Origin of the sequence: Xenorhabdus lircayensis (genome assembly GCF_016306625.1) — a bacterium.
Lineage (GTDB): Bacteria > Pseudomonadota > Gammaproteobacteria > Enterobacterales > Enterobacteriaceae > Xenorhabdus > Xenorhabdus lircayensis.
This window is the reverse complement of record NZ_JACOII010000028.1, coordinates 1-23,892: the sequence shown is the minus strand read 5'-3', so window position 1 is coordinate 23,892 and position 23,892 is coordinate 1. Positions and strand designations below refer to the sequence as shown.

Here is a 23,892-nt window from a genome sequence, read left to right as displayed (position 1 = left end):
TAAAAATGTTTTTATCTGGAGCGCGTTTTGCTCAATTGCAACACAGTGTATCTTCATTGGGAAAACTTAAGAAAAAATCTCAATTTGGTGGCATTGGGTTACTAATTGATGGTGTTTTATTTGCTATCAGTTCTGATGGGGAACTTTATTTACGAGGAAGCAGTAACGCTGAGGTACTATTTAAATCCAGAGGCATGGAAAAGTTTATTTATTCAAAAAGGGGCATACCCGTGACCTTGCGGTATTACCGTGTTAATGAGTCAATATGGCGAGATCAAAAACAGTTGTTTGAATATATGCAGTTAGCCTATCAATACACCATGGAAGAAATTATTGATAGACAAAAACTGCCCCTTAGACTTAAAGATCTTCCTAATTTGGGAATCGCTTTAGAAAGACAATTATGGAAAGTGGGTATCTCCAAAGTAGAAGAATTGAGAATGTTAGGAGCAAAAGCAACTTATCTCAAACTACAGCAGCACAGGAAAAAAACAAATGTTAGTTTGTTGCTTGCGTTGGCAGGTGCGATAGAAGGATGTCATGTCGCAGTGTTACCTGAGCAATTACGTGATGAATTAATTATCTGGCACAGCGAATTGGTTCACCAGAATTCGGATTATCATTCGTAATGAGTGAAATTTGTTGAATAGGGGTGTTGACCCCTATTGCCTGAGCTTACGCGATGGCTGAAAACTTCTGGGTAACTTTTTCTGCTATAGATGGAATAGTGATTGGGAGACGTTCATTACATTCATGCTCGATGAAAGTCCCTATCACTAAAAAGGCGGAGGTGTATTACAACAACGCACCGCTTAATATATGGTCATATTTGACAATGGCGATTGTCTTTGCCATTTTATTTTTCGCGGATTTATTAGTCTGAAAGTGATAGGTTTTACTATTAATAAAAAATGAAACCAATGAATGTGATGAATTTTTATTTTTATAGATTTTAGCTCTACAGAAGTTCTGCATGTAATCAATATCAAAAATGAATATTTATGATGTTAAATTGTTGGGTGGAAAATAAATCCATTATATGGTCAGGGGCGAATTGCCCCTGTGAAATTCATTGAGTATAGATATTTAGTGTGGCTCCTGCTCACTGATTTGCTTCGTCAAACCAACAATTTCAGGCAATAGTTCAATGAGTAACCCTATTTGCTGTAACACAAGTTGGACTTTACCATTACTCTCAGAAGGCACCAGATTAATTCTTTCTAGCAGATAGTTTGCAATGGTTTGTAGTGTGCCATCATCAATTGGGCTTTGTTTTAATACGGATTCAACATAGCAGATTGCATCATTAAGAATATCCAAAATAGCAGGGGCATTGAGTTTGTCACGATGAGCGCCTAACGCAGAAATATAGCTCAACATTGTATGGTTAAGACACAGTAAGCGAAAGGCTGCTTCCTGAGAAATGCGGTAACTTTTGGGCTCCGATGTCATGTTTGAGATCACCGATGCCAGTTCAGCATCACAATTATGGGCATCACGGCGTGCGATTCGATAATCCAGACTGTTACTCTTTCCTTGGTGATATTGCACTAAAATTGCATTGAGATAGCGGCAATTAGCACCCATTGTTCGGTTAATCACCTGAGGCAATTGACGGAACTTCCAATCTGGTCAGATAAAACTGACAGCAAGTAAGGCAATACCACAGCCTATCGAGGTATCTATAATTCTTGGTAATGCGACTTCAAAGCCTTCACCTAATAAATTGAAACTTAGTAATACTAGTAGTGTGATAAATAGTGTTGCATGTGCATATTGGCTATTACGAAAGGCAAAGAACAACACACCCGAAATGACAATCAACACCAATTGCCCTTCGGTGGAAGGCACAAAATAGAGGATTGGCAGGCCAATTAAAATGCCTGCCAATGTGCCAATGACACGTAGAGCCAGACGTCGACGAGTAGCGCTATAGTTGGGTTGGCAGACAAACAGGCTTGTTAGCAAAATCCAATAACCGCGTTGCAAGTCAAAGAGTTGAATAATGGCATAACCCGTACACAGTAGGGCGGACATCCGAATAGCATGACGAAATAGGGCAGACCTGGGGGTCAAATTACTGCTGAGTCTAAACCACACATCACGCCAGCCAGTTAAAGCTTCATCGGATAATTGCGTTTCTTCTGGTTTGTCGTTTTGGGAGGTGTTCTGGGAAGGTACGTATTGATCAGAATTAAGCCCTGCTAATTGCGTATCAATCGCACGTAAGTTTTTCAACAGATTATCGAATGCCATCATTTTAGCATCAGTACCTTGCTGGTTTTTAAAACGTTCAAAGGAGCTTTCAAGGTAGCTGAACGCGCGCTCAAAACGTGGATTATGCTGATATAGCTTACGCAGAATCATAGATTGTGAAACTTGCTCACATGCCCGCGCTTGCATAGAAAGCAATCTCTGAACACGGAACAGAATGTCGCTGTGACGAAAAACTTCTCTTAGTTTTTGATATTGAACATGGGATGAACTGGCACGTTCATGGATATCTTGTGCAACGAAATAATAATGCAGTGTATGGCGGGTTCCCCGTTGCCCTCTATCACCTTTTAAACGACTTAATAAAGAGATCTTAGCTTGATTGAGCGTAGTAACTAACGCACTGTTCGCCATGGCAACATCAAACACAGATTGCTTATATTCTTCGGCTTCTGAGTCGAGGTCAAACAGACTCGTTTTGGCATAGAGATAGGCCGAAAGCTGTTGGTAACAGCGCGCCAAATTTTCTTGTAAGGGGCGAATCGGAAAGAGCAAATGGCCTGTTAATGTCAGTAAGTTATACCAGATTGCACCAATAAGCAGTAATACAGGCTGTTGATACCAGATAGGAAATATTGACGAACCGAGCATAGTATAAATGGCGATTAGCAAAGCACCAAAGGCGATAGTGGCGTAACGCTGTCCTAATGCACCAAGTAAGATAAAACCACAGGTGGATACTGCCAGCCCAAGCATGAAAAGCCCCGGGTAAGGAAACAGCAGCGTGATAGAAGCGGAAGCGATAAAGAAAGAGATTAAGGTAATGATGAGGTTGCGCAGGCGGCCAACTAAACGATCATCCAAGTCTGTTAATGCTGCTGCAACGACGCCCAGCAGTAGTGGAATTGTTATTTTCAATTCCTCCCCTAATAACCAGGGAATGAGGGTGGTTCCTGTCAGTGCAATGAATATACGGATATAATAGAGGATGTGACTGTTATATAGAAAATGGCGGGGGCTGGATAAAACCGTTAGCACACAATACTCCTAACAACATTTACGCGATGAAGTAGTTCAACAATTTTCAGGTACGGTGCCACGACAATGGAACTAAAATCAACGCAAATCGGCCAACGCCTCGCTCAACATCCTTATAATCGGGTGCGTTTACTTAATGCTGGCATTGAAGTCAGCGGTGACAAACACCAGTACCTTATTCCATTTAATCAATTAATTGGTATTCAGTGTAAGCGAGGGATTGTCTGGGGGGAATTGGAATTTGAATTGCCTGAAGGAAAAGTAGCTCGTCTGCATGGCACTGAATGGCAGCAAACACAGCGTTTTTACCATTACTTGTTAAAGGAATGGCAAAAGTGGAGCCTCGATATGAGTGATGTCAGCGCTGATGTGTTGGCCGCTCAAGTGAATGAAATTGGTAAGATCGAGCAACAAGATCGTTGGTTGAAAGCCGCAGATTTAGCGTCGTTGCAGCAACAAATCCAAGAAACATTTCAGGCATTACCTTTGCCATTACAAAGAATTGCGCAATTTGAGAACTGTCGTGACAATTATCAGATTTGTCTGGATTGGTTGGATGATGGTAAGAAAATAATTCAAACCATGAACCAGAAATGGATTGATCGTATTTTGGCGCAATATGGGGAGTTTTTTCAAACTATAGAAACTTCGCCACTTAATCGTTCTCAGTGTCAGGCAGTTATTAACGGTGAAAAAAATATTCTGGTTCTGGCAGGGGCAGGAAGCGGGAAAACCTCAGTTTTAGTTGCTCGCACCGGATGGTTATTATTACGTCAGCAATCGCTTCCTGAGCAGATTTTGCTGTTGGCTTTTGGTCGTCAGGCAGCTGATGAAATGAATGAACGTATTCAGGCACGTTTGGGAACAAAAGAGATACAAGCACAAACATTTCACGCTCTGGCGTTGTATATCATTCAACAAGGTAGCAATAAAAATCCCAAAATTAGTGAATTGGATATTGATTCCCAAAAGCGTCGTGATTTTCTCATTCAGGAATGGCAAAAACAGTGCGGAGAAAAAAAAGCACAGGCTAAAGGTTGGCGTGAATGGTTAGACGAAGAGTTGGATTGGCAATTACCAGAAGGTGAATATTGGCATGATCAACAATTGATAGCCCGCTTATCTGTTCGTCTGGAACGTTGGTTGGGGTTGATGCGTATGCACGGTGGCAGTCAGAAAGAGATGATTGAGCAGGCACCTGCCGCTTATACCGACGAGTTTCAGAAACGTATACGCCTTATGGCTCCTCTGCTGAAGGCTTGGAAATCGGCATTGAAATCTGAGAGCGCGGTCGATTTTTCTGGTTTAATCCATCAGGCTGTGAATATTCTACAAAAAGGGCGATTTATCAGTCCGTGGAAACATATTCTGGTGGATGAATTTCAGGATATTTCACCATTGAGAGCCAAATTGTTGACCGCATTGAAAGCGCAAAATAAACAAAGCCATCTGTTTGCAGTGGGAGATGACTGGCAGGCAATTTATCGCTTTAGCGGGGCTGAATTAACTTTGACGACGGCATTCCTTACCTATTTTGGGGAGGGCACAGAATGTGCGTTGGATACAACTTATCGTTTCAATGATCGTATTGGTCAAATAGCCAATCGATTTGTACAACAAAACCCCCATCAATTGACTAAGCCACTCAATAGCCTGACAAAAGGTAATAAAAAATCGATTGTGATTTTACCGGAAGGTCAGTTGGAAGCATTGCTTAATAAAATGAGTGGCTATGTTACCAAGCAAGAAACCATCTTATTGTTGGCACGTTATCACCATCTCAAGCCCGAATTATTGAAAAAAGCACCTACTCGCTGGCCAAATTTGAAGATTGAATTTATGACAATTCATGCGTCTAAAGGGCAGCAAGCGGATTATGTCATTATTCTGGGATTGCAGCAGGAAAAAGACGGTTTTCCAGCACCAGCTAGGGAATCTGTGATGGAACAGGTTTTATTGCCTCAACCCGAAGATTTCCCCGATGCGGAAGAACGCCGTCTTCTATATGTTGCATTGACCCGGGCGAAAAAACAGGTTTGGTTGATTCAGGAGCCGAAAAAGCCATCAATATTCATTCATCAATTGGTTCAATTGGGAGTACCGACTCAGCGTAAGCCTTAGAGCAATATCAACATCAGAAAAAATAAGATTAAAAAATAGGGAGAGTTTGGTTCTCCCGTTTGTTGTCCAGATTACTTTAATCTTTCATTGAGGTAGCGTTGATAATCTGGCACACAAATATCGACCTTTTCTGAAAAAAGCGCGGAATTAATAAGAAAATCGGCAGTTGAACGGTTTGTTGCAACAGGAATATTCCAGACCGTTGCCAAACGCAGCAGTGCCTTGACATCGGGATCATGAGGAACCGCATTCAGAGGATCCCAAAAGAAGATTAAAACATCGATTTTTCCTTCAGAAATCAGGGCACCAATTTGTTGATCACCTCCCATTGGCCCACTCAGCATGCTAATAACAGACAACCCTGTCTTCTGCTGAATTAAATGCCCCGTAGTTCCTGTTGCATATAGTGTATGCTTTCCTAATAAAGCTTCATGGGTATTGGCCCAAGCCATCAGGGATTTTTTACAGTGATCATGTGCGACAAGAGCGATCTTTTTTGATTCGGTCAAGGTGCGAACCATTGATTCCATGGTGATACCTTTTATATGAATAAATTATTTACCATTTTCTAAAATGGCAAGATAATAAAAAAACAACCGTGATTATCATAAATACTGTAGCAGATAAACCAAATGAAAATCGCTGTTACATCATGGGGTAATGGTCAAGGGTAATATGGGAGGCTAAATGAGCGATCAATTTATAGAGGCTATACTGAGAAAAAGCAAAATCATCGCGCTAGTAGGTAGGAGCGAGTGAGAAAACAGATCGCCCGAGCTATAAGGTAATGGAATACTTACTGAATCAGGGGTATACAGTCATTCCTGTTAGTCCTAAATTGGCAGGACAAACTTTATTGGGGCAATTTGTTGTAAGTCAATTAGCAGATATTAATCAACCCGTTGATATAGTTGATGTATTCCGCAATACGACGGCTGCCTGTGGTATTGCTGAGGAAGCAATAGCTATTGGTGCAAAAGTGCTTTGGTTACAAAAAGGCATCATCAATGAAGAAGTAAAATCACTGGCAGAAAATAAAGGATTGGATGTTGTAATGGATCGCTGTCCAAAAATTGAAATTCCGCGTTTGGGCATGGAAAAATGAATAAGGCAGCGATTTTTTATTATCCACTACCTTACTATTATGACTTGAATAAAGATAATAAAAGCGTTTAATTTCGTAGGCGTGGAGCTTGTAATTGGCTGCGGATGGATTCGGCCAACTCATCTAGGGAAGGTTGTTCTGGATGATCATCTGATATTTCATAAGTCAGTTGAGCTTCTGCCAGATAAGTATGGACTGGTTGCCCATCATCACCTTCCATCACAACGTGGTACCACGGAGCTGAACGCAAGGTAGCATTAGATGCGATATCATTTTCCTGCGGTTGTTCTAAAGAATATTCAGCATCAATATCTACAACAACACCTAAATAACCCAGCAAACTATGTCGAACTTGCTGGCCGATACCGAATTTGCTGGCGATCATCATAGTCACCTCCAAAGAAACCTTGCAATGACTCTTATATAAGGACAGTAAGGTAAATTTCAAGTGCACACCCGGTAGCCGGAATTTTTGCATGATTTTTGAAACAAAGATGGCATGTGACCGCCACCCCATAATTTCAGGTTAGCTGTTGCGTATATAAAATACAATACCAAAAGTGGGTTTAACGATTCAAAGTTCTTACTACTTTACCTGAGAGGGACGCAACGATGACTAAATACAGTATTACTATTTATGTTTATGGTCGGGTTCAGGGAGTTGGATTCCGTTATCAAACGTACCGTTGGGCAAAGAAAAATAAGCTAGTGGGATATGTTCGCAATATGAATGATGGAAGCGTTAAAATTGTCGCTTGTGGTAATGATGGACAAATAAAAATGTTAATACATTGGCTGGAGCAGGGAGGGCCGCTGAGCGCTAAGATTGAACATTTCCAATCTCAGTTTTGTGAAGTAGAAGAGATGAATAATTTTAGCATCCGCCATTAGCGACGGATGAATAAATCAAATGCATTTGACTGGTTTTGGGAGGCCTGCAATTTTTGTTGCTTGTTTTGCAGGTCCCTTGGGAAACAGGCGATAGAGATAACGGCTATTTCCTTTCTCCTCACCATATTTTTGTGAGATAGCTTTAACTAACATTCGAATAGCTGGCGAAGTATTAAATTCTTCGTAGAATTCGCGCACAAAACGTATAACTTCCCAATGCTGTTCGGTTAGAGTGATTGTCTCCTGCTCGGCAAGCATAGGAGCCATGGCTTCTTGCCAGTCCTTGCTATTTTTCAGATAACCTTGTGCATCAGTTTCGATCTCACGACCTTCAAATACCAACATAACTTTTTAACCATCCAATAACGATGGCAGCAATTTAGCAAAAATCACCACTATTCCCAAGAAAGTTTGCCTAATGTGATGACTAAATAGACCAATAGGTAGCAATGTGAGTAATTTAACGGCAGTTGAACAGATAAATGCTTTACATTGGGAACCGTGATGTTTATAGTGCTCGACATCGCGGAGGGGTGGCCGAGCGGCTGAAGGCAGCGGTCTTGAAAACCGCCGATGGGAAACTATCCGAGAGTTCGAATCTCTCCTCCTCCGCCAGTCATACTTCTCCTAACGTCTCTTCAAGTCTCTTTTTCTTAGTAAAATCAAAGAAAACCTCAAAATTACACATCTATTGATGTCTACTAGCATCTATTGCAATGTCCCCCTATCAGGGGGTATATATAGGGGTATATTTTTGTACCCCCTAAAAAAATACCCCCACAGTTGCGAGGATGCTAGACACATGAAACTAACAGCCCGGTAAGTTGAAACAATAAAACCCCAAGATAAAGATTTTAAGCTATCCGATAGTGGCGGCTTGTATTTGTTGGTTAAGGCAAATAGCTCTAAATATTGGAGATTGAAATACCGCATTGCAGGAAAAGAAAAACTACTTGCTATTGGCACTTTTCCACTTATTTCTTTGGCAGAAGCCAGAAAGAAACGTGATGAAGCGAAAAAGTTGATAGCTGAATGTGTTGCATGAAACTCGAATCAGCCCTGAAACACTTTCACCCGAAGTCGCCGGCGTTTAGTGATGCCTCTACCAGTACCGCACCGGGCAGAATGAAAGGGATGGATACCGCGGCGGCTCTGGGGATGGCAGCGTCACAGGCTAAGTTTGGGATGACGGCATTCTTTGCCAGGAACGATGTCAGTGAACAAGACAAGTTCAGCACGATAGAAGAATTGACCAAATATGCAAGGCAAACAGTCCCCAGACTGATATCGAAAGCCGCAGGAAATAAACTGGGGCCATGTCTGGTGATCTTATCCAAGATGGCGTTTGAAAACTACGCCCGTTCAGCGGCTTCGACTTGTCAGTGTTCGGAGTGCCGGGGGAAAGGACTTATCTACGGGATGAAAGACGTTGAAAAACATCCCGGCATTATTCGTGCCGATGGTGTGGTAATTATTGAACCGTGGATTGAAGTCGAACGAGTGGGGGAACTTTGCCAGCAATGCAACGGGAAAGGTGTGCTGTCAAACCGCTGTCGCTGTAAGGGGCGGGGCCTCATTCTTGATGAGGAAGAGACAACTTTACGGGGTACGCCCGTTCATAAGGTTTGCCCCCGATGCTCGGGACGGGGATACAGCCGCGTGCCGTCGTCAGTGGCGTATACGGCAATTAAAGCACTTGTTCCGGGCTTAACTCAGTCGTCATGGTCTCGCAACTGGAAGCCTTTTTACGAGAAGCTGACGGGTAAGTGTTACACGGAAGAAAAACATGCTAAAACGGTATTCGATGAGGTGACAAAATAAACCGTTTATATCGTCACCAATATTTGCATTTTGCATTTTGCATAAAGCTGGCGTAATATCTCCAAATAGTGGGATATTGTATCTACACACACTACGAATATTGAAACCTCGCTTCGGCGGGGTTTTTTGCTTTCAGGTATGCATTAGAACACCAGAATATCACTTCACCAGACTGGAATCTTTCTTCATTTGAGCGTACTACTGTAGATGCGCGTGATTTGAATAAGAGGTGAGTTATGGATAGATTTGATATTTTACGGAGTTCTATGGATGAAAATACATCACCCAGTGATAGCGTGATATTATATCCTCATGTTGCTGGTGGATTTCTTTTTTGTATTAGCCCTCCCAATAGTACTACGTCGCTCAACACTCTTTGTATTTTCGGTGACGGGATGGATTACCAAGGAACCTTGTTATTCCGAGGTATTCTTTCAAATTCACCGGTCATTAATATCAATATATTATATGATTATATAGAGGAATTAATGTTATTACCTAGCATGCCTCGTATTAATGCCATTCGGCTTGTAGGAGACTATTCTGATTTTGCTTATGAAGAATTCGTTCAGAGTTTAGCTGACCTAACACGGCTGAGGGTCTCTGCATCAAGGGGAAGATTGAGTGTTCTTCCTATAGGGCATTACATACCTAATATAGCTCATGCAGGAATTCGTTATCAGGTGATTCATGAGGAAGATGTCATTCTGGGGCATCGGTTCTATTATTGTGATCCTACTCCATTGACACCTTGAATCCCATAGCCTCACTAACCCAGTGGGGCTTTTTCGTATCTGCCAGCAGTCAACTTTGAGCTGACAACTCCAACTACCGAGGATTCTTAGGTAGTTCAAAATCCCGCAAGAGTCCGGGATGTTCAGAGGAATATTTTAATTCCCCCGAATTCGAGGGTTTTACAACTCAACTCAGGCAGCACTGATCAATACTTAATTTCATTTAAAATCAATATATTAATTGTGTTTTTAACCATTTCGAGCAACACCTCGGATTGGTTTATAAATACCCTTTATTCAACATAGGGTATTCCTAATTTACCACCGCAATCACTCCTATCACATCCGTATCCACACATTGCGGCTGGCATCCCTAACTATTTGAATTAATTCCGGTATCGGTATCTCCCATTAACTTAACTCACAGGGGCGACTATCTCACCCCACGGACGCCCATTGCTCAATGGGGTGGAATATGAAGATGAAAGAAAATCCTGATTTGTGGGCCTACCTGCTGGAAGGCCTGAAAAACTCGTGGCCGCAGGTATCCGGCACACTATTAGCTGCGGCAATTTGTTACGGCCGTCTGATTTACGATGGCGTGGAACGTAAAAACCGATGGATAGAGGCACTGCTATGCGGTGCATTCTCGTGGAGCATCACCAGTGGTCTGGAAACGTTCGGCATTCCTATCAACTTTGCCCCGGCTATCGGTGGCGCCATTGGATTTATCGGTGTGGAAAAAATCCGCGAGTTTGCGATTCGGGCCATCAATAAGCGTTTGGGAGATAAGTAATGACCAGAGGCATACGCAATAACAATCCGGGCAACATTGACCGCAACTCAGCCAATAAGTGGCTCGGTCTATTACCTCACGATGAAAAGCTTGAAAAGCGGTTCTGTCGGTTTGAGTCTGCCGAATATGGTATTCGGGCACTCATGAAGTTGCTGTGCAATTACCACAAGAAAGGCTATCAAACAGTAGCCAAGATGATAGACCGTTGGGCGCCCACCAATGAAAACAATACCTCGGCTTATATCAACGGTGTTGCTAAGTCTCTGGGTGTCGATCCTCACCAGGTTATCGAGGTGAACAAACCAACGCTGATTGCGCTGGCTAAATCTATTATCCGCCACGAGAACGGCTCTCAACCTTATTCTGATGAAGTATTCGAAAAAGCCTTCAACTTACTCTGAATGATGAGCCTCTGAACTCGGAGGCTCCCCCACATCTGCGTACTGACGTGCGCAAAACCCCATCATGAGCTTATAGAAATAGAGCCTGAGAATTATCGCTGGGTGGCGACCTCTCATGGGCGATATTTCTACGTCAGCAGGCTCTTATTTCTATAGGAATAAGCGAGATGTACACAATCACAGTCCCTTTTTATAACGATGAACTTTATGTTGTGGAATACAACTACGAGCCTTATGTCCCGATGAGACCGATTGTTGAAGGTATGGGAATGGGTTGGGCTGGATAATATACAAAACTAAAACAACGATTTAAGTCAACTGTTGAGGAAATCCCAATGGTTGCCACAGATGGGGAGATACGAGATATGGTTTCCCTCCCACTGCGCAAATTAGCCGGATGGCTACAAACTATTTACCCCAACAAGGTTAAACCTGAAATTAAGGACAAGGTAATCCACTATCAGGATGAGTGCGATGACGTGCTTTACGAGTACTGGACAAAGGGCGTAGCGGTCAATCCCCGCAAGCGCAGTGTCATGGAAGAGCTGAATCAGGCCTGTGCTGAATTTAAAAGAGACAAACAGATAGTCAGTGTGTTTGGTTCTGGCCTTAACGCATGGAAGCATGTCAGCGTTGAACATAAAAGCAAGATAAATGGTCTGGCCGGACAGGCTGCCGAGTTGATACTGGAGCTCGTATTAGCCGAAACAGGTAAAGGCAAAACAACACGAACCGAATAAGGCAAATGAGATGAAATTCAACAGCCGGTACTTCACCCTCGGTGCGCTTGCTGTCGTCGCGGGTCTGCTTTGGTTCTATTACGGTGAGTATCGGGACAAGGCCGAGGCTTACGCGGAACTGGACACGAAGTATAAGCATCAGCAGGCCGCCACAGATAACGCCTTTCACTCCATCAGGATAATCAATGACCTCTCACGAATTAATAGCGAAAACCGGAATCGGTCAGCCGTGGATTCTGAGCAAACCCAGACGGTTATCAAAACGGTGGTTGCCAGTCATGATTGCGCCAATCGCCTTTTGCCTGACGGGGCTGTTATCCGGTTGCAGCAACACGCGAACCGAATACGTTCAGGTGCCACCGATACCCATTCCGGCACATCTGCTCGCTGACTGTCTGCCTCCGGTCATCCCCGACAAAATGACATGGAGTGACAGTCTCATGTTGAATGTGCAGCTACTGACAGTCATTGAGCAGTGCAATCTGGATAAGCAAGCGATACGGGAAATAGAAAAGAACACATTGCCACCTCAGAGCAAATGATGCTGGGGTGGCAGGGGTATATCAGGACGCATTGTCAGTCAGACTCTGAGTAATCAGATTTGTTATCCTATACCTGTTTGCATGGAAATCAATACGGGGGATTCGCAGCCCACGCTTGTTTTATTGCGGGTAAAACGTTTCTTTCATAATCGGGTAAGCTCCGAACATTTGGGTAACGTGTCTGTATATATTTAACACCGCTGGTTGCGAGAGAGCGAGTAAATCCAAGCAGGTATAGATATTTTTCTACATTTGGCAAATTAATATAAGGTCCATAAGCCAAGTCGATAAACCTCGCCTTAATGGTTAAAACTCCGGTTCTATCTGCACTTAAGAACCTACATTCAATTAAGTAATCTAAATATACGTCAAAAATACCAGCACCGAGAGAATGAGTCTGTGAATGCGTAATGCTCGTTTGAGCAGGGTAAGCTTGTCTGTTTTTCACAAGGGGATAACTAGTTCTAAATGGATCTCGCGGGTTTATCGGCATAACCACCTCCAACAAAAACGTACATATTCGCAACAACCTATACCCCCATCTCCACCCAACAACAAGCGAATAATTCTTAACAGTTAGTTACCCACTGAAACTAAACACAATATTCCTTTACCCATTCCCTTGAGTGGTTAAAGCAATAACTCATGCCATCATCCCATTCTCACCGCGTACCCAACGCACACGGTCTGGTGGCATTTTTATATTCAACTGTAGAGATATCTCTATGGTTGATTTATGTACTGGATAAAAGAAATAAAGCCATTGCGTTTCAATGTGTTACTTGGACATAAGGGGCTGGACAAAACGACTTAACCCCTTGTTTTCAAGTCTCTCTTTTGAGCACACCGCTTTAACTGCGTCGGGTTATCGCTGTCTGCCTGTATTAGCCATGGCATGATTCCTTTACCATCGAGCGTACAGACAGAATCAAAAATAACCCCTGCCACCGTGTAGGACGGGTCATTATCAGCAACATCCGCTGTAGGCAGAAAAGCTGAATTCAATTACACTGACGTCTATTTAAGTCTATTTATTTAATATAAATCAAATATAAACATGGAATTTATTTCTATAGAGGTCTAGTGAATAATTTCTAAAACCATGCAATTTGTTGTATAGTTTTTTGTATATAAATTTTCCACTCAATTTTTCTATACAATATGGGTGAATTATGAAACTGACAGATCTGGCTATCAAGCGAGCCAAGCCAAAAGAGAAACCCTACACGCTGGCAGATGGTAACGGGCTATCTTTATTAGTTGATACCAACGGTTCTAAGGGGTGGCGGTATCGTTATCAATTCGCGGGTAAGACTAAAATGATCTCAATGGGTGTTTATCCGGTAGTCACGCTCACGGAGGCCAGAGCTAAACGTGACGAAGCAAGAAAGCTGGTTGCCAATGGAGTTAATCCCAGTGAAGCCAGAAAGTCAGAAAAAGCAGCAGCTATTATTCAGATGGAAAACACATTTAAGAATATTGCGCTTGAATGGTATAACGGCCGTAAGGATAGATGGTCGGTTAGTTACCGTGAAGATATCATGTCCGAGTTTGAAAATGATGTATTCCCTTATATAGGTAATCGTCCTATTGCTGAAATAAAACCTTTAGAATTATTGGACGTTCTTTCTATTATGGAGAGGAGGGGAGTTACCGGAAAATTAAAGAGCGTTCGGCAACATTGTGGTGAGGTTTGGAAATATGCAGTCATTACGGGCAGAGCCGAATATAACCCAGCGCCAGATTTAGCGAGCGCTTTTGTTCCCCACAAAAGTGAGAGTTATGCTCATCTTACAGCAGATGAATTGCCCGAATTTCTACGCCTTATCGATAAATATACAGGAAGACTGATTGTCAGAATCGCCTTACGTATTCTTATATTAACGGGCGTTCGACCGGGTGAACTCCGTAAAGCTGAATGGTCGGAAATTGATCTAGATAAGGCTATTTGGGAAATATCGGCTGAAAAAATGAAAATGCGCCGTGCTCATATTGTGCCATTATCAGAACAAGTTATTAATTTATTGAAGCAGATACAGTCTATCAGTGGAAATTATCAACATGTTTTCCCAAGTCGCATAAATTATAATACAAATCATATATCTGAAAGGGCGATTAAGGAAATAATTCTCCATATGGGGTATGCAGGAAGAGCTACAGGGCACGGATTCCGTCACACAATGAGTACTATTTTGCACGAACAAAATTACCCCTCTGAGTGGATTGAAACGCAGCTTGCACACGTTGATAAGAACTCTATTCGTGGGACGTATAACCATGCCCAATATTTGGATGGTCGCCGGGAGATGCTTCAATGGTATGCCGACTATATGGACGCACTCGAACAAGGCGGAAATGTGGTGCATGACACATTTAATAAACTTGCTTAGCTGGATGAATAATCATCAATAATTGAACTTTTATAGAATACCCAACACAGTAGGGAACGGCATACAACACTGATGATTACTAGATTGTTGTGAAAATAATCATAAGTTATCCACAAATTAGAGAAAAATCGTACACTTGCGCCTCCATGATTACGTTGTAGAATTGCCGTTAATAGAGCTAAAAAGAATAACATGGAAATTCATGGAGGCGGCTGTTGGATATACTGGGAAAGAGGAAATGGTTAAATTTGAATGAGTGTGCCAAATATTTACGGAAAACACTTAATGATGATATAGGTGTTTCTGATGTAGCTCGCCTAATTGCTGATGGTGAATTGAAGCCATCAATTGTTCTTCACTCTTGTTGTTTTGTGCGTGAGGTACAAATCACAAGCAAACCGTTGTCGTATGTACTTAGTGAGCCAGAAACAGCCATTACATCGAATATTCATCTCATTAGCCAAGAAGCACTAATGCTTGATACATCTATAGTTCACGCAACTCCGATAGGTGAGAAAATAATTTTTACCGAGGGTATCTGGTCTGCTTTGCATATTGGAATTATTAAATACGAGGCAGAAAAAACATATAGTGAAGAGCAGGGATTACCTAAGCCAAAAAGGTCTTTATATGAGGCTAAAGGGATAATATTGGCAGATGGTGATAAAAGGTTTCAGGTTGTTCAAAAAATTGACTTCGAAAGTGAGTTGACCGCATTGGTGAAATTATCTCAATCTCAAAGAGAAGAAGAAAATGGATTTTTTAAGGCTCATATAGAGCGATTTGAGCAAATAAAGAAAGCTGAGATTGAAGGTGATGTCTATGGCAGTTTTGTACCATGTTCAGGCATGCCGGAAAATTCATATTTTGCAATTAAAAAAGAAGATATAGATGCATTCGTATCTATGTGTATACCAGCAAGTAAAAAAACATCAACCAAAACAGCTAATAAACAAGCAGATTTTATATATGCATTATTAGCGGTTCATTATGGGAGTGATATAGCAAACAATCCTCGCTCTCATATTGATAATATAAATGGTGAGATAAGGGTTGATTTTGAGAGCAGTGGCTTTGCTATGCCATCGGGAAACACTGTATCAGGATGGTTAAAAAGCATCGACATGTAATATTACATTTGAATTTGTAATATTACGAAAAGCATCAAATAAGTTTTGTATATTCCTCCTGTAATCAACAAACGTCCACTAAGGCGAATCAAGGACTAGATAACAGGAGGGCTATATGCCAACAGTCAACACTCAGAAAGAAAACCTTATCCGCTTACCCGAAGTTCAGCGCAGAACTGGCTACGGTAAAGCGTGGATTTACAAACTCATTGCAGATAATAGATTTCCAAAGCAAGTCAAAATTGGCACTCGTTCAATCGCTTTTATTGAGTCAGAAATTGATGACTGGATAGATCAGCGTATCGCTGAATCTCGCGGCGAGGTAATGTAATGAAAAACTTGATATTCCTGCCAGTAGTAGACAATGTGAATAACCCGTATAGCCGTAAACCTGTCAATTAAGGAATAACATCATGGAAAAAATTACTGCCTTGATTGGCAACGGTCAAACTCACCCTAAATTTAGCCAGAGCGATATTCCAATTATCCGTAAGGCGGTTATTTCAGGTAACTGGTCATCGATTAACAAGGGTATTTGTACACTCACCGATTTGGGATTACGTCATAATGGCCAGGGGTTAGTTTGGCTTAATTCTGGTGTATCGGTTCACGACGCAGAAAGTGATACAGGGCTGACAGGAAAGGATAAGCAATCTTATGAATATCATTCAGAGGTGCGCACAGTCAACCAATTGAAAAGCAATGATTATTATGGTTTTGTCCAGCTAAAAGATATTGATAGCTATGCCCTGAATATCATCGCTTCAATCAGTTCTGAATATCATACCCGTAAAAATGGTGCGCCTTTAGCTACGTTCGCGTTACTGATTGACCAGAAGCAACGGAAACAGGCCATGGATAACTGGATTTTATACCGCAATCCAAACCAGCCAGATAAGTACACCATTCTCAATAAGCAGCACCATAACGAACTGACGAAATGTTATCAGGCTAAAGGCTGGAAATGTGAGCCGTTGGAATATCTGAGCAGGTTAATTCGTAATGATGCTGAGTTCAGCAGGCTTATGCGTCGATTGGGTTATATCAAGGTTCGTACCCGCCAAATTACAGGGAAAATAAATGATGTCTGGGTTTATAGGAATAATGAAAAAGGCATCAGAGGGGTGCGCACAAAAGAAGTAAATAAAATCAATAGGTTTACTCCTTTTGTCCAGTATGCAAAACGACCAGTGAGAGCCTTCGAGCATATTGCTGTAGATGGTCAGTGGCTTTATGTCTATGCCGATCACATCCGTTTTCTGACCAAGAAGCGCCACCGTGTCGAGGGCGTTCGGGTTCAAGGTTACACAGCGAAAGGAATAGAACTGCGAGAGGTGGTGTTGTGATGGTAGTTATTAGCTATAGGGGTAGCCCTATTACCGAAGTCCTCAGTTTAGGCTCCCCGATAATATCGGGGTGGTTATCAGCGAAATTTTTTACCAAGGGGTATACGGAATATTTCTCACACCTACGGCAACTTATTGATTCTTTCGAAGTCCTCACTTTGGCTGCTTCGATGATTTCGGATCAGTTACCTAACCCATTGATATATATTCAAACGCCAGATTTGGCGTTTGGTCATACTTTAGGGTACCCGATAACATCGGGTTGGTTACCTAACTCATTGATATCTAATCAGACGGCAAATATGCAGTCTGGTCATAATATGCGTGTATCATTTAGCGACGCGGTTAATTTGCGATCCTCATTAAGTGGAGTGCAAAAAGAAAAGGATAGCACGGCGAATGCTACCCTTTGGCGTAAAGCAAAAATGCTTTACGGTATAAATCAGCAAGTTAACCGTGACTCAGATTTGAGTTACGAGGAATTACAGTCACTTAAAAGCTGCCCCTCTTTAAGAGGTTCAGTTAGGCTCACCTCTTTAAGAGGTTTGGTTAGGCTACCATCTTTAAGAGGGTTGGTTAGTTATTGCTCAGGTAATGCTTTGGTTTTGCGTTGCTGGAGTTCTTCCTGCGCAACACTGATAAGCAGTCTTATTTCTTCATTAGCTTTTGTGCCGATTTCTTCGACACGGGCAAGGGCATCAAGGGAGGAGAGTAGTGGATTTTTACTATTACCCTCACTTTGGCGGCGGGCTATTTCTCCACGCATTGCAGTGATAATAAATCCGGCGTTGCTTTCATTGTCTTGTTTTACTTCTTCCATTCCCTCCATTACATCATGGGGTACGCGAACAGTAGTTAATTGTGACTTTGCATTTTTGTTTGGTGTTGGCATTAATGAAACTCCTTACAATTGGTGTGTTTCATTATACACAAAAAAGAAATACAAAAAAGTCTTGACGTGTGTTCCATATAAAAATAACATGAAACACACCTTGAGTATTCAAGGTATACAAACAACGAAGCCCAGTAGTGCGCGAACACTAACCGGGCCTCTAACCACAATGTAAAGGAGTCTTACATCATGGCTGACATACAGCATACCCAAACTCACCTTAAATTTACATTCCTAATTGCATCAGGCAACCAACGACTGGTGGATATTCACCCTGTACGCCTCATTACTGTGCTGGCGGACTGTGAAGGTGAAGCCCGTTTACTGGCGGGTAAGTCTAATCTGGTGTTTGTTTCCCGTCAGGAGGTGAACCGTGCGTAACCCAGCACCTCATGACTATTACACCCATAAGAACGGGGAAACCGTGCAAGTGCTGTTGACAGCCTTTAACCGCGTGACCTTTGTCCGTGAGGGTTATAACACCCCGTGCATCATGCCATTAAGCCGTTTCACCAAAGAACACACCTACGCAGGGAGAGCCTGATTATGTCTGATATCTATAACCACTTGGTACGCAACAACTTTAGCGCTATGGACACTGAGGAACTGAAAGATTTGCGTAAGCATTCAGATGGCGCACACAGTGCAGTGATGGCGGCCATGTCAGCAATGGGGGAACTGGCTTTCTGGTCTGCCGATAATGAAAACTATGCAGATTGTCAGGCAAGGGAGGATTTACGCCGCGTGGGTGAAGCCCTGATGTATTTGCCGAGGATCGCCGAAGCGCTGAACGACACAGCCCAGCATGCGGATTTTGAAATCCATCACCGCGAGGGCTTCCCCAAATGGTAAATCATATTGATGTCCGGTCAGTGAAGGCAGTGGCTAAAGATCAGTGGCAAGGGTTGCTGTCGGCTTGTGGTGTGGATGTACCAGCAAAGGGTAAGCATGGCGCTTGCCCCATTTGTGGGGGCACTGACCGCTTTCACTTCATCGACGACCACGGTAACGGGGACTGGCATTGTCGCCAGTGTGATCACCCCAATCATGGGGATGGGTTTGATTTGTTGATGAAGGTTAAAGGGATAACGATCACTGAGGCAGTAAAGGCGGTGTCTGATGTTTTAGCGCTGCCCTTGCCGGAACCTGCCAGAAAGGAGGCTCCCAAATCAGAGTCTCCTAATATGCAGTCAGCCATTGAGGAAGCCACAAGGCTGATACAAGGCTCTGTTTTAGGCGAGTCGGACTACCTGAAACGCAAAGGACTTCCTCACCCCGTCAGGCTGTTATCTGATGGCACTATCATTCTGCCCGTGCAGCGCGGGGATGAATTGACGGGAGGCCAGAAGATTAAGCCGGACGGTAAAAAACGGTTTATTACGGGCACGAAGAAAAAGGGGAGCTTTACCCCCTTATCAGCACTGGGTGGCTCGCCGGAGACGGTGCTGATTGCTGAGGGTTACGCGACGGCCTTAACGGTCAGTCAATTGCATGATGGGCTGACTTTGGCCGCGTTCGATGCAGGTAATTTATTGCCTGTCTCACAATGGGTCAGGGGGCATTATCCAAACGCGAAAATTATCATCGCGGCGGATAACGACATTGAGCCGGGTGAACCCAATAAGGGCAAGGTTTCAGCCGAAAAAGCGGCTAAGGCTGTCAATGGCTGGGTTGCGTTACCGCCTACGGAGCATAAAGCCGACTGGGATGATTACCGTCAGCAGCACGGTGTTGAGGCAGCCAAACAGGCATTTAGCCACGGATTATATCAGGCAGGAGAGCAAGGAACCGTGTCAGAAACCGTGGTGATCCCGTTGGACGCCCCCCGCGAGAAAGAGTGTGATCCGCTGATACCGTTTATTGATGCGCGGGATAACGGTGTTTTTTATGTGACCCCCAAACTGGACAAAGAAACCGGGGAAATCATTAAACCCGAACAATGGTTGTGCTCCCCCGTGGCCGTCATCGGGACGGGCATTGATGAAAACGAAGAACAGTATCTGATTGTCCGCTGGCAGGCCAAGGGTAACAAAGATCCGGTGATTAAAGGGATTGCCGCGGCCGATATCGGCGAGCGCGAGGGCTGGCGAATGCTCAAGGCGGGCGGTGTGCAGGTCACCACGAAAAGCAATCTCAGGGCGATTCTGGCGGACTGGCTGATCCGTAGCTACACAAAGGAAATCTGGAGCATGACCGCAAAATCAGGCTGGCATAAAGGGGCCTATATCATGCCGGACGGCTCCGTGATAGGTGTTCCAGAGCAGCCGGTGTTGTTTAACGGGGGCAGTGCCGCTGCCAATGCGTACACGGTGTCAGGCACGACGGCAGGCTGGCGTCAGCATGTGGCCCGGCTGGCAGGCAATAACCCGTTTATGATGCTGGGGGTAGCAACAGCATTAGCGGCACCAATGACAGGGATTGTCGGGGCGGATGGGTTCGGGGTGCATCTGTATGCCCAGTCCACGGCGGGTAAAACCACCACGGCAGATATTGCCACCAGTCTGTACGGTAAACCGGATGAACAGCGGCTGACGTGGTACGGCACCGCACTGGGGATCGCCAACGAGGCACTGGCACACAATGACGGGCTGTTGTCACTCGATGAGGTGGGACAGGGGGCAAACCCGAAACATGTTCATACTTCCGCCTATACCCTGTTCAATGGCAAGGGGAAGATACAGGGGGCGAAAGAAGGCGGCAACCGACCTTTAGCCAGTTGGCGGACGGTGGCCATCAGTACCGGGGAAAAAGATATCCCCACGTTCCTGATGGAAGCGGGGATCAAGACTAATGCCGGGCAATTGGTCAGGCTGCTGAATATTCCGATGGAAAGGGCAAAAAACTTACATGGGCTGGACAGCGGCAAGGCCCATGCAGACGCCTTGAAGCGGGGCTGCCGTGAACATCATGGGGCGGCCGGGCGTGAGTGGATCAGTTACTTATCATCACACCAGAGGGAAGCGAAAAAAGCCTATCTCGACGCCCAGTCACGCTGGAGCAAGCTGATACCGGAAAGCTATGGCGAACAGGTGCATCGGGTCAGTGATCGCTTTGCCGTGCTGGAAGCGGCCTTAATGCTGGGGCGGGTTATCACGGGCTGGGATAAGCAGCACTGCCGGGATGTGCTGCAATATATCTTCAATGTGTGGGTGGCTGAGTTCGGCACAGGCAACAAAGAACTGGAGCAGATTGTCGAGCAGGCCGCCGATTTCCTGAACGCCCACGGCATGAGCCGTTATGCGCCGCTGCCTTACGACGAACGGGACTTACCCATCCGGGACTTAGCCGGATACCGGGAAAGGAAAGGGCTGCATGAGGATGATCCGGTGGTGTTCTATACCTTGCCGGCCACCTTTAAGCAGGAGATCGCCCGCGGCTTTAACGTGGACATGTTCGCCGATACGTTGGTGAAGCACGGGATACTCCGAAAGCCGGCCAGTGGGCGCAGTTATCAGGGTAAGACGCCGCGTCTTAAGCATCTGGGGGGTATTCAGCAACGGGCTTACATCATGGTGTTAGTGCCGGAGTCCGAAGAAGAAGCCTGATCTTTCATGTGAGAGAAAAAAGGTGTTGTCTCGGTTGTCTCAGTTGTCTCATTTTTATTAATACAATGAATTATAAGGTTTTTTATTTCTATATTGAGACAACACGAGGCAACTCAGCGGGGTTTTGAGACAACATCAAATTGGGGGCAGGCTTCTTTCTGGCCGGCATTGGGTAACACGTTGCCGGGGTATTCCGCCAAACAGGCATAAGCCGCCTGTCTCTCAGCCGACATAGCAGAGGCATTATGGGAAAGTTACCGCGATTACACCGCCGGAAAATAAATGATTTCATCGGTATGTTGAATACAGACAGCCAATTAGAAGAAAGATCCCGTGATCGGGAATTCAGCGACAAGATTATTTTTAGTTTAGCGGGGGAGACAAAATAATGACGGACAACACAGTACACAAAACACTTTTCACTCTTCCTGAGCCGGGCCACAGTACAGCAATTGCCACGGTGAAGCCTTTGCCTGTTCAGCGCAAGATCACCGGCAATAAGCAGGTGGATGCTTACCTGTGGGTACTGGAGGTCATCAAGACTAACGAACCGGCTCACCTTGATGCGGCAGAAGAAGCCTTAAAGAAACTGAAAATCACCCCCAAGGCAGCCCAGCAGAAATACGCCGATTACCTGATGAAGTCGGGAGCGCATCCGTTCCAGATTGCCTTTGGCACCCTGAGCATGGACAACCCACAAGGCTATATTGATCGTGCGAAAGAACAGATTCAGGATGCGGCGAAAGTCAGGGGTATTTTTGCCCGCTATGAGGCGGCACTGGAGCTAACCGAACCCGAAAAATTAATGTTGTCGGGGGAACTGGCTGAAATTTATGAACCTTTCCACTACTGGAACGAAGAAGAGCACGCCGAAGGGTGTATGCGTGGTGATCGCATTAATGAAGTCGATGAACTCCGTAAAGCAGCCGCAAAAGGGTTTGCTGAACACCTTCCCGAACCGCACACCCTGTCTGATGTGGTGCGTGAGTTCCTTTATTGGGACTGGTTATATCAGATGCGCAGAGTGGCCACCAAAGAACTTGATCCGGGCGGATTTGGTGATGACGAAAGATATCATATCTATGACCGGGAAGAGTATCTTGAAGAGAAACTGGCGACCATCCCAGCCGTTAACCGTCAGGAAGCGACAGACGTCTGCAAGTGGGTACTGGAAGAAGAGCGGTTCCATGATCGGGCAGTGACGGACAGGATAATCCTCAATCTGGTGGGGGAATGTGTTGCATGAAACTCGAATCAGCCCTGAAACATTTTCACCCCAAGTCGCCGACGTTTAGTGACGCCTCCACCAGTACCGCACCGGGCAGAATGAAAGGGATGGATACTGCGGCGGCTCTGGGGATGGCAGCGTCACAGGCTAAGTTTGGGATGACAGCATTTTTTGCCAGGAACGATGTCAGTGAAGAAGACAAGTTCAGCACGGTAGAAGCCTTGACCAAATATGCAAGACGAACAGTCCCCAGACTGATATCGAAAGCCGCAGGAAATAAACTGGGGCCATGTCTGGTGATCTTAGCCAAGATGGCGTTTGAAAACTACGCCCGTTCAGCGGCTTCGACTTGTCAGTGTTCGGAGTGCCGGGGGAAAGGGCTTATCTACGGGATGAAAGACGTTGAAAAACATCCCGGCATTATTCGTGCCGATGGTGTGGTAATTATTGAGCCGTGGATTGAAGTCGAACGAGTGGGGGAACTTTGCCAGCAATGCAACGGGAAAGGTGTGCTGTCAAACCGCTGTCGCTGTAAGGGGCGGGGCCTCATTCTTGATGAGGAAGAGACAACTTTACGGGGTACGCCCGTTCATAAGGTTTGCCCCCGATGCTCGGGACGGGGATACAGCCGGGTACCGTCGTCAGTGGCGTATACGGCAGTCAAGGCTTACATCCCCGACTTGAATGAAAGGACATGGCGGCGGAACTGGAAGCCCTTTTATGAAAAGCTGACGGGTAAGTGTTACACGGAAGAAAAACGTGCCGAAGCCGCATTCAATGAGGTGACAAAATAAACCGTTGCTTTTTGTCCGGCATTGGCCTAACATCTCCAAATAGTGGGGAATTTTAGCTATACTCACTACGAATATTTAAGCCTCACTAATCAAGTGGGGCTTTTTCATTTCTAACTCCCCCGAATTGAGGGAATCCAGTAGACTACTTTTTATTTTCGCCTTTT

Annotated in this window: 25 protein-coding genes, 1 tRNA gene and 4 pseudogenes; 24 read left to right on the top strand and 6 right to left on the bottom strand. The window is 44.4% G+C overall.

Annotated elements, in window-relative coordinates:
• The first annotated feature begins 5 nt into the window (after nucleotides 1-5).
• Nucleotides 6-629: a TfoX/Sxy family DNA transformation protein gene (locus H8A87_RS06960; protein WP_198689253.1), complete on the top strand. Its 624-nt coding sequence runs from the start codon at nucleotides 6-8 to the stop codon at nucleotides 627-629.
• A 457-nt stretch (nucleotides 630-1,086) separates the two neighbouring features.
• On the opposite strand, the pseudogene yccS reads toward H8A87_RS06960, so the two are convergent.
• Nucleotides 1,087-3,252: pseudogene (gene yccS, locus H8A87_RS06955) on the bottom strand (YccS family putative transporter).
• 66 nt (nucleotides 3,253-3,318) lie between these two features.
• Here yccS and helD point away from each other — a divergent pair.
• The gene (helD, locus tag H8A87_RS06950) at nucleotides 3,319-5,373 is read left to right on the top strand and encodes a DNA helicase IV (RefSeq protein ID WP_198689252.1); all 2,055 of its coding nucleotides are present in this window, start codon (nucleotides 3,319-3,321) and stop codon (nucleotides 5,371-5,373) included.
• Between the two features lie 71 nt (nucleotides 5,374-5,444).
• Here the strand turns inward: helD and mgsA are convergent, their stop codons facing one another.
• A complete protein-coding gene (gene mgsA / locus H8A87_RS06945) occupies nucleotides 5,445-5,903 on the bottom strand; it encodes a methylglyoxal synthase (protein WP_198689251.1) in 459 nt (152 codons plus the stop codon).
• A 157-nt stretch (nucleotides 5,904-6,060) separates the two neighbouring features.
• On the opposite strand from mgsA, the pseudogene H8A87_RS06940 reads away from it, so the two are divergent.
• Nucleotides 6,061-6,478 (top strand): annotated as a pseudogene (locus tag H8A87_RS06940) (CoA-binding protein).
• Nucleotides 6,479-6,545: 67 nt separating this feature from the next.
• Here H8A87_RS06940 and hspQ read toward each other — a convergent pair.
• Nucleotides 6,546-6,866 carry a heat shock protein HspQ gene (gene hspQ, locus H8A87_RS06935; RefSeq protein ID WP_198689250.1) on the bottom strand — a complete coding sequence of 107 codons (321 nt, stop codon included), beginning with the start codon at nucleotides 6,864-6,866 and terminating at the stop codon, nucleotides 6,546-6,548.
• 224 nt (nucleotides 6,867-7,090) lie between these two features.
• Here hspQ and yccX point away from each other — a divergent pair, with 224 nt between their 5' ends.
• A complete protein-coding gene (gene yccX / locus H8A87_RS06930) occupies nucleotides 7,091-7,369 on the top strand; it encodes an acylphosphatase (RefSeq protein WP_198689249.1) in 279 nt (92 codons plus the stop codon).
• Between the two features lie 15 nt (nucleotides 7,370-7,384).
• Here yccX and tusE read toward each other — a convergent pair whose 3' ends face one another.
• The gene (gene tusE, locus H8A87_RS06925; RefSeq protein ID WP_198689248.1) at nucleotides 7,385-7,714 is read right to left on the bottom strand and encodes a sulfurtransferase TusE; all 330 of its coding nucleotides are present in this window, start codon (nucleotides 7,712-7,714) and stop codon (nucleotides 7,385-7,387) included.
• A gap of 182 nt (nucleotides 7,715-7,896) precedes the next feature.
• On the opposite strand from tusE, the gene H8A87_RS06920 reads away from it, so the two are divergent.
• The 9 genes and pseudogenes from H8A87_RS06920 to lysC all read left to right on the top strand — a co-directional run bounded on the left by H8A87_RS06920 (nucleotide 7,897) and on the right by lysC (nucleotide 12,403).
• Nucleotides 7,897-7,984 (top strand) — tRNA-Ser (locus H8A87_RS06920).
• A 217-nt stretch (nucleotides 7,985-8,201) separates the two neighbouring features.
• A pseudogene (locus H8A87_RS06915) lies at nucleotides 8,202-8,399 on the top strand (Arm DNA-binding domain-containing protein); the annotation flags it as partial.
• Between the two features lie 11 nt (nucleotides 8,400-8,410).
• Entirely contained in the window at nucleotides 8,411-9,190 is a 780-nt protein-coding gene (locus tag H8A87_RS06910; protein ID WP_198689247.1) for an antitermination protein Q, read from the top strand.
• Nucleotides 9,191-9,426: 236 nt separating this feature from the next.
• On the top strand, nucleotides 9,427-9,945 hold the full coding sequence (locus H8A87_RS06905; RefSeq protein ID WP_198689246.1) for a hypothetical protein: 519 nt from the start codon (nucleotides 9,427-9,429) through the stop codon (nucleotides 9,943-9,945).
• A 454-nt stretch (nucleotides 9,946-10,399) separates the two neighbouring features.
• Entirely contained in the window at nucleotides 10,400-10,720 is a 321-nt protein-coding gene (locus tag H8A87_RS06900; RefSeq protein WP_232370124.1) for a phage holin, lambda family, read from the top strand.
• Entirely contained in the window at nucleotides 10,720-11,121 is a 402-nt protein-coding gene (locus H8A87_RS06895) for a structural protein (protein WP_198689245.1), read from the top strand. The genes H8A87_RS06900 and H8A87_RS06895 overlap by 1 nt, the downstream gene beginning before the upstream one ends.
• 167 nt (nucleotides 11,122-11,288) lie before the next feature.
• Nucleotides 11,289-11,861, top strand: a pseudogene (locus H8A87_RS06890) (phage antirepressor N-terminal domain-containing protein).
• Nucleotides 11,862-11,871: 10 nt separating this feature from the next.
• Entirely contained in the window at nucleotides 11,872-12,252 is a 381-nt protein-coding gene (locus H8A87_RS06885; protein ID WP_198689244.1) for a hypothetical protein, read from the top strand.
• A complete protein-coding gene (gene lysC / locus H8A87_RS06880) occupies nucleotides 12,215-12,403 on the top strand; it encodes an Rz1-like lysis system protein LysC (RefSeq protein WP_332460343.1) in 189 nt (62 codons plus the stop codon). The genes H8A87_RS06885 and lysC overlap by 38 nt, the downstream gene beginning before the upstream one ends.
• An 88-nt stretch (nucleotides 12,404-12,491) precedes the next feature.
• Here the strand turns inward: lysC and H8A87_RS06875 are convergent, their stop codons facing one another.
• The gene (locus tag H8A87_RS06875; RefSeq protein ID WP_198689242.1) at nucleotides 12,492-12,896 is read right to left on the bottom strand and encodes a hypothetical protein; all 405 of its coding nucleotides are present in this window, start codon (nucleotides 12,894-12,896) and stop codon (nucleotides 12,492-12,494) included.
• A gap of 679 nt (nucleotides 12,897-13,575) precedes the next feature.
• Between H8A87_RS06875 and H8A87_RS06870 the strand changes: the two genes are divergently transcribed.
• The 4 genes from H8A87_RS06870 to H8A87_RS06855 all read left to right on the top strand — a co-directional run bounded on the left by H8A87_RS06870 (nucleotide 13,576) and on the right by H8A87_RS06855 (nucleotide 17,269).
• Entirely contained in the window at nucleotides 13,576-14,793 is a 1,218-nt protein-coding gene (locus H8A87_RS06870; RefSeq protein WP_198689241.1) for a tyrosine-type recombinase/integrase, read from the top strand.
• A 215-nt stretch (nucleotides 14,794-15,008) separates the two neighbouring features.
• Nucleotides 15,009-15,923: a hypothetical protein gene (locus H8A87_RS06865; protein ID WP_198689240.1), complete on the top strand. Its 915-nt coding sequence runs from the start codon at nucleotides 15,009-15,011 to the stop codon at nucleotides 15,921-15,923.
• Nucleotides 15,924-16,038: 115 nt separating this feature from the next.
• Entirely contained in the window at nucleotides 16,039-16,254 is a 216-nt protein-coding gene (locus tag H8A87_RS06860; RefSeq protein WP_198689239.1) for a helix-turn-helix transcriptional regulator, read from the top strand.
• An 82-nt stretch (nucleotides 16,255-16,336) separates the two neighbouring features.
• Nucleotides 16,337-17,269, top strand: a complete 933-nt coding sequence (locus H8A87_RS06855; RefSeq protein ID WP_198689238.1) for a hypothetical protein — start codon at nucleotides 16,337-16,339, stop codon at nucleotides 17,267-17,269.
• A gap of 580 nt (nucleotides 17,270-17,849) precedes the next feature.
• Here the strand turns inward: H8A87_RS06855 and H8A87_RS06850 are convergent.
• Nucleotides 17,850-18,161, bottom strand: a complete 312-nt coding sequence (locus H8A87_RS06850; protein WP_198689237.1) for a YlcI/YnfO family protein — start codon at nucleotides 18,159-18,161, stop codon at nucleotides 17,850-17,852.
• 189 nt (nucleotides 18,162-18,350) lie between these two features.
• Between H8A87_RS06850 and H8A87_RS06845 the strand changes: the two genes are divergently transcribed.
• The 7 genes from H8A87_RS06845 (at nucleotide 18,351) to H8A87_RS06815 (ending at nucleotide 23,728) form a co-directional block, all read left to right on the top strand.
• Nucleotides 18,351-18,542 (top strand): hypothetical protein, encoded by a 192-nt coding sequence (locus tag H8A87_RS06845; protein WP_198689236.1) that lies wholly within the window; start codon nucleotides 18,351-18,353, stop codon nucleotides 18,540-18,542.
• A complete protein-coding gene (locus tag H8A87_RS06840) occupies nucleotides 18,535-18,705 on the top strand; it encodes a DUF4222 domain-containing protein (protein WP_198689235.1) in 171 nt (56 codons plus the stop codon). Before H8A87_RS06845 ends, H8A87_RS06840 begins: the two co-directional genes overlap by 8 nt.
• Nucleotides 18,706-18,707: 2 nt before the next feature.
• On the top strand, nucleotides 18,708-19,013 hold the full coding sequence (locus tag H8A87_RS06835) for a hypothetical protein (protein WP_198689234.1): 306 nt from the start codon (nucleotides 18,708-18,710) through the stop codon (nucleotides 19,011-19,013).
• Nucleotides 19,007-21,706: a TOPRIM and DUF927 domain-containing protein gene (locus H8A87_RS06830; protein ID WP_198689233.1), complete on the top strand. Its 2,700-nt coding sequence runs from the start codon at nucleotides 19,007-19,009 to the stop codon at nucleotides 21,704-21,706. Before H8A87_RS06835 ends, H8A87_RS06830 begins: the two co-directional genes overlap by 7 nt.
• A 245-nt stretch (nucleotides 21,707-21,951) precedes the next feature.
• Entirely contained in the window at nucleotides 21,952-22,095 is a 144-nt protein-coding gene (locus H8A87_RS06825) for a hypothetical protein (protein ID WP_198689232.1), read from the top strand.
• The gene (locus H8A87_RS06820; RefSeq protein ID WP_198689231.1) at nucleotides 22,095-22,952 is read left to right on the top strand and encodes a helix-turn-helix domain-containing protein; all 858 of its coding nucleotides are present in this window, start codon (nucleotides 22,095-22,097) and stop codon (nucleotides 22,950-22,952) included. The genes H8A87_RS06825 and H8A87_RS06820 overlap by 1 nt, the downstream gene beginning before the upstream one ends.
• Entirely contained in the window at nucleotides 22,949-23,728 is a 780-nt protein-coding gene (locus H8A87_RS06815) for an antitermination protein Q (RefSeq protein WP_198689230.1), read from the top strand. Before H8A87_RS06820 ends, H8A87_RS06815 begins: the two co-directional genes overlap by 4 nt.
• The last annotated feature ends 164 nt before the right edge of the window (nucleotides 23,729-23,892 follow it).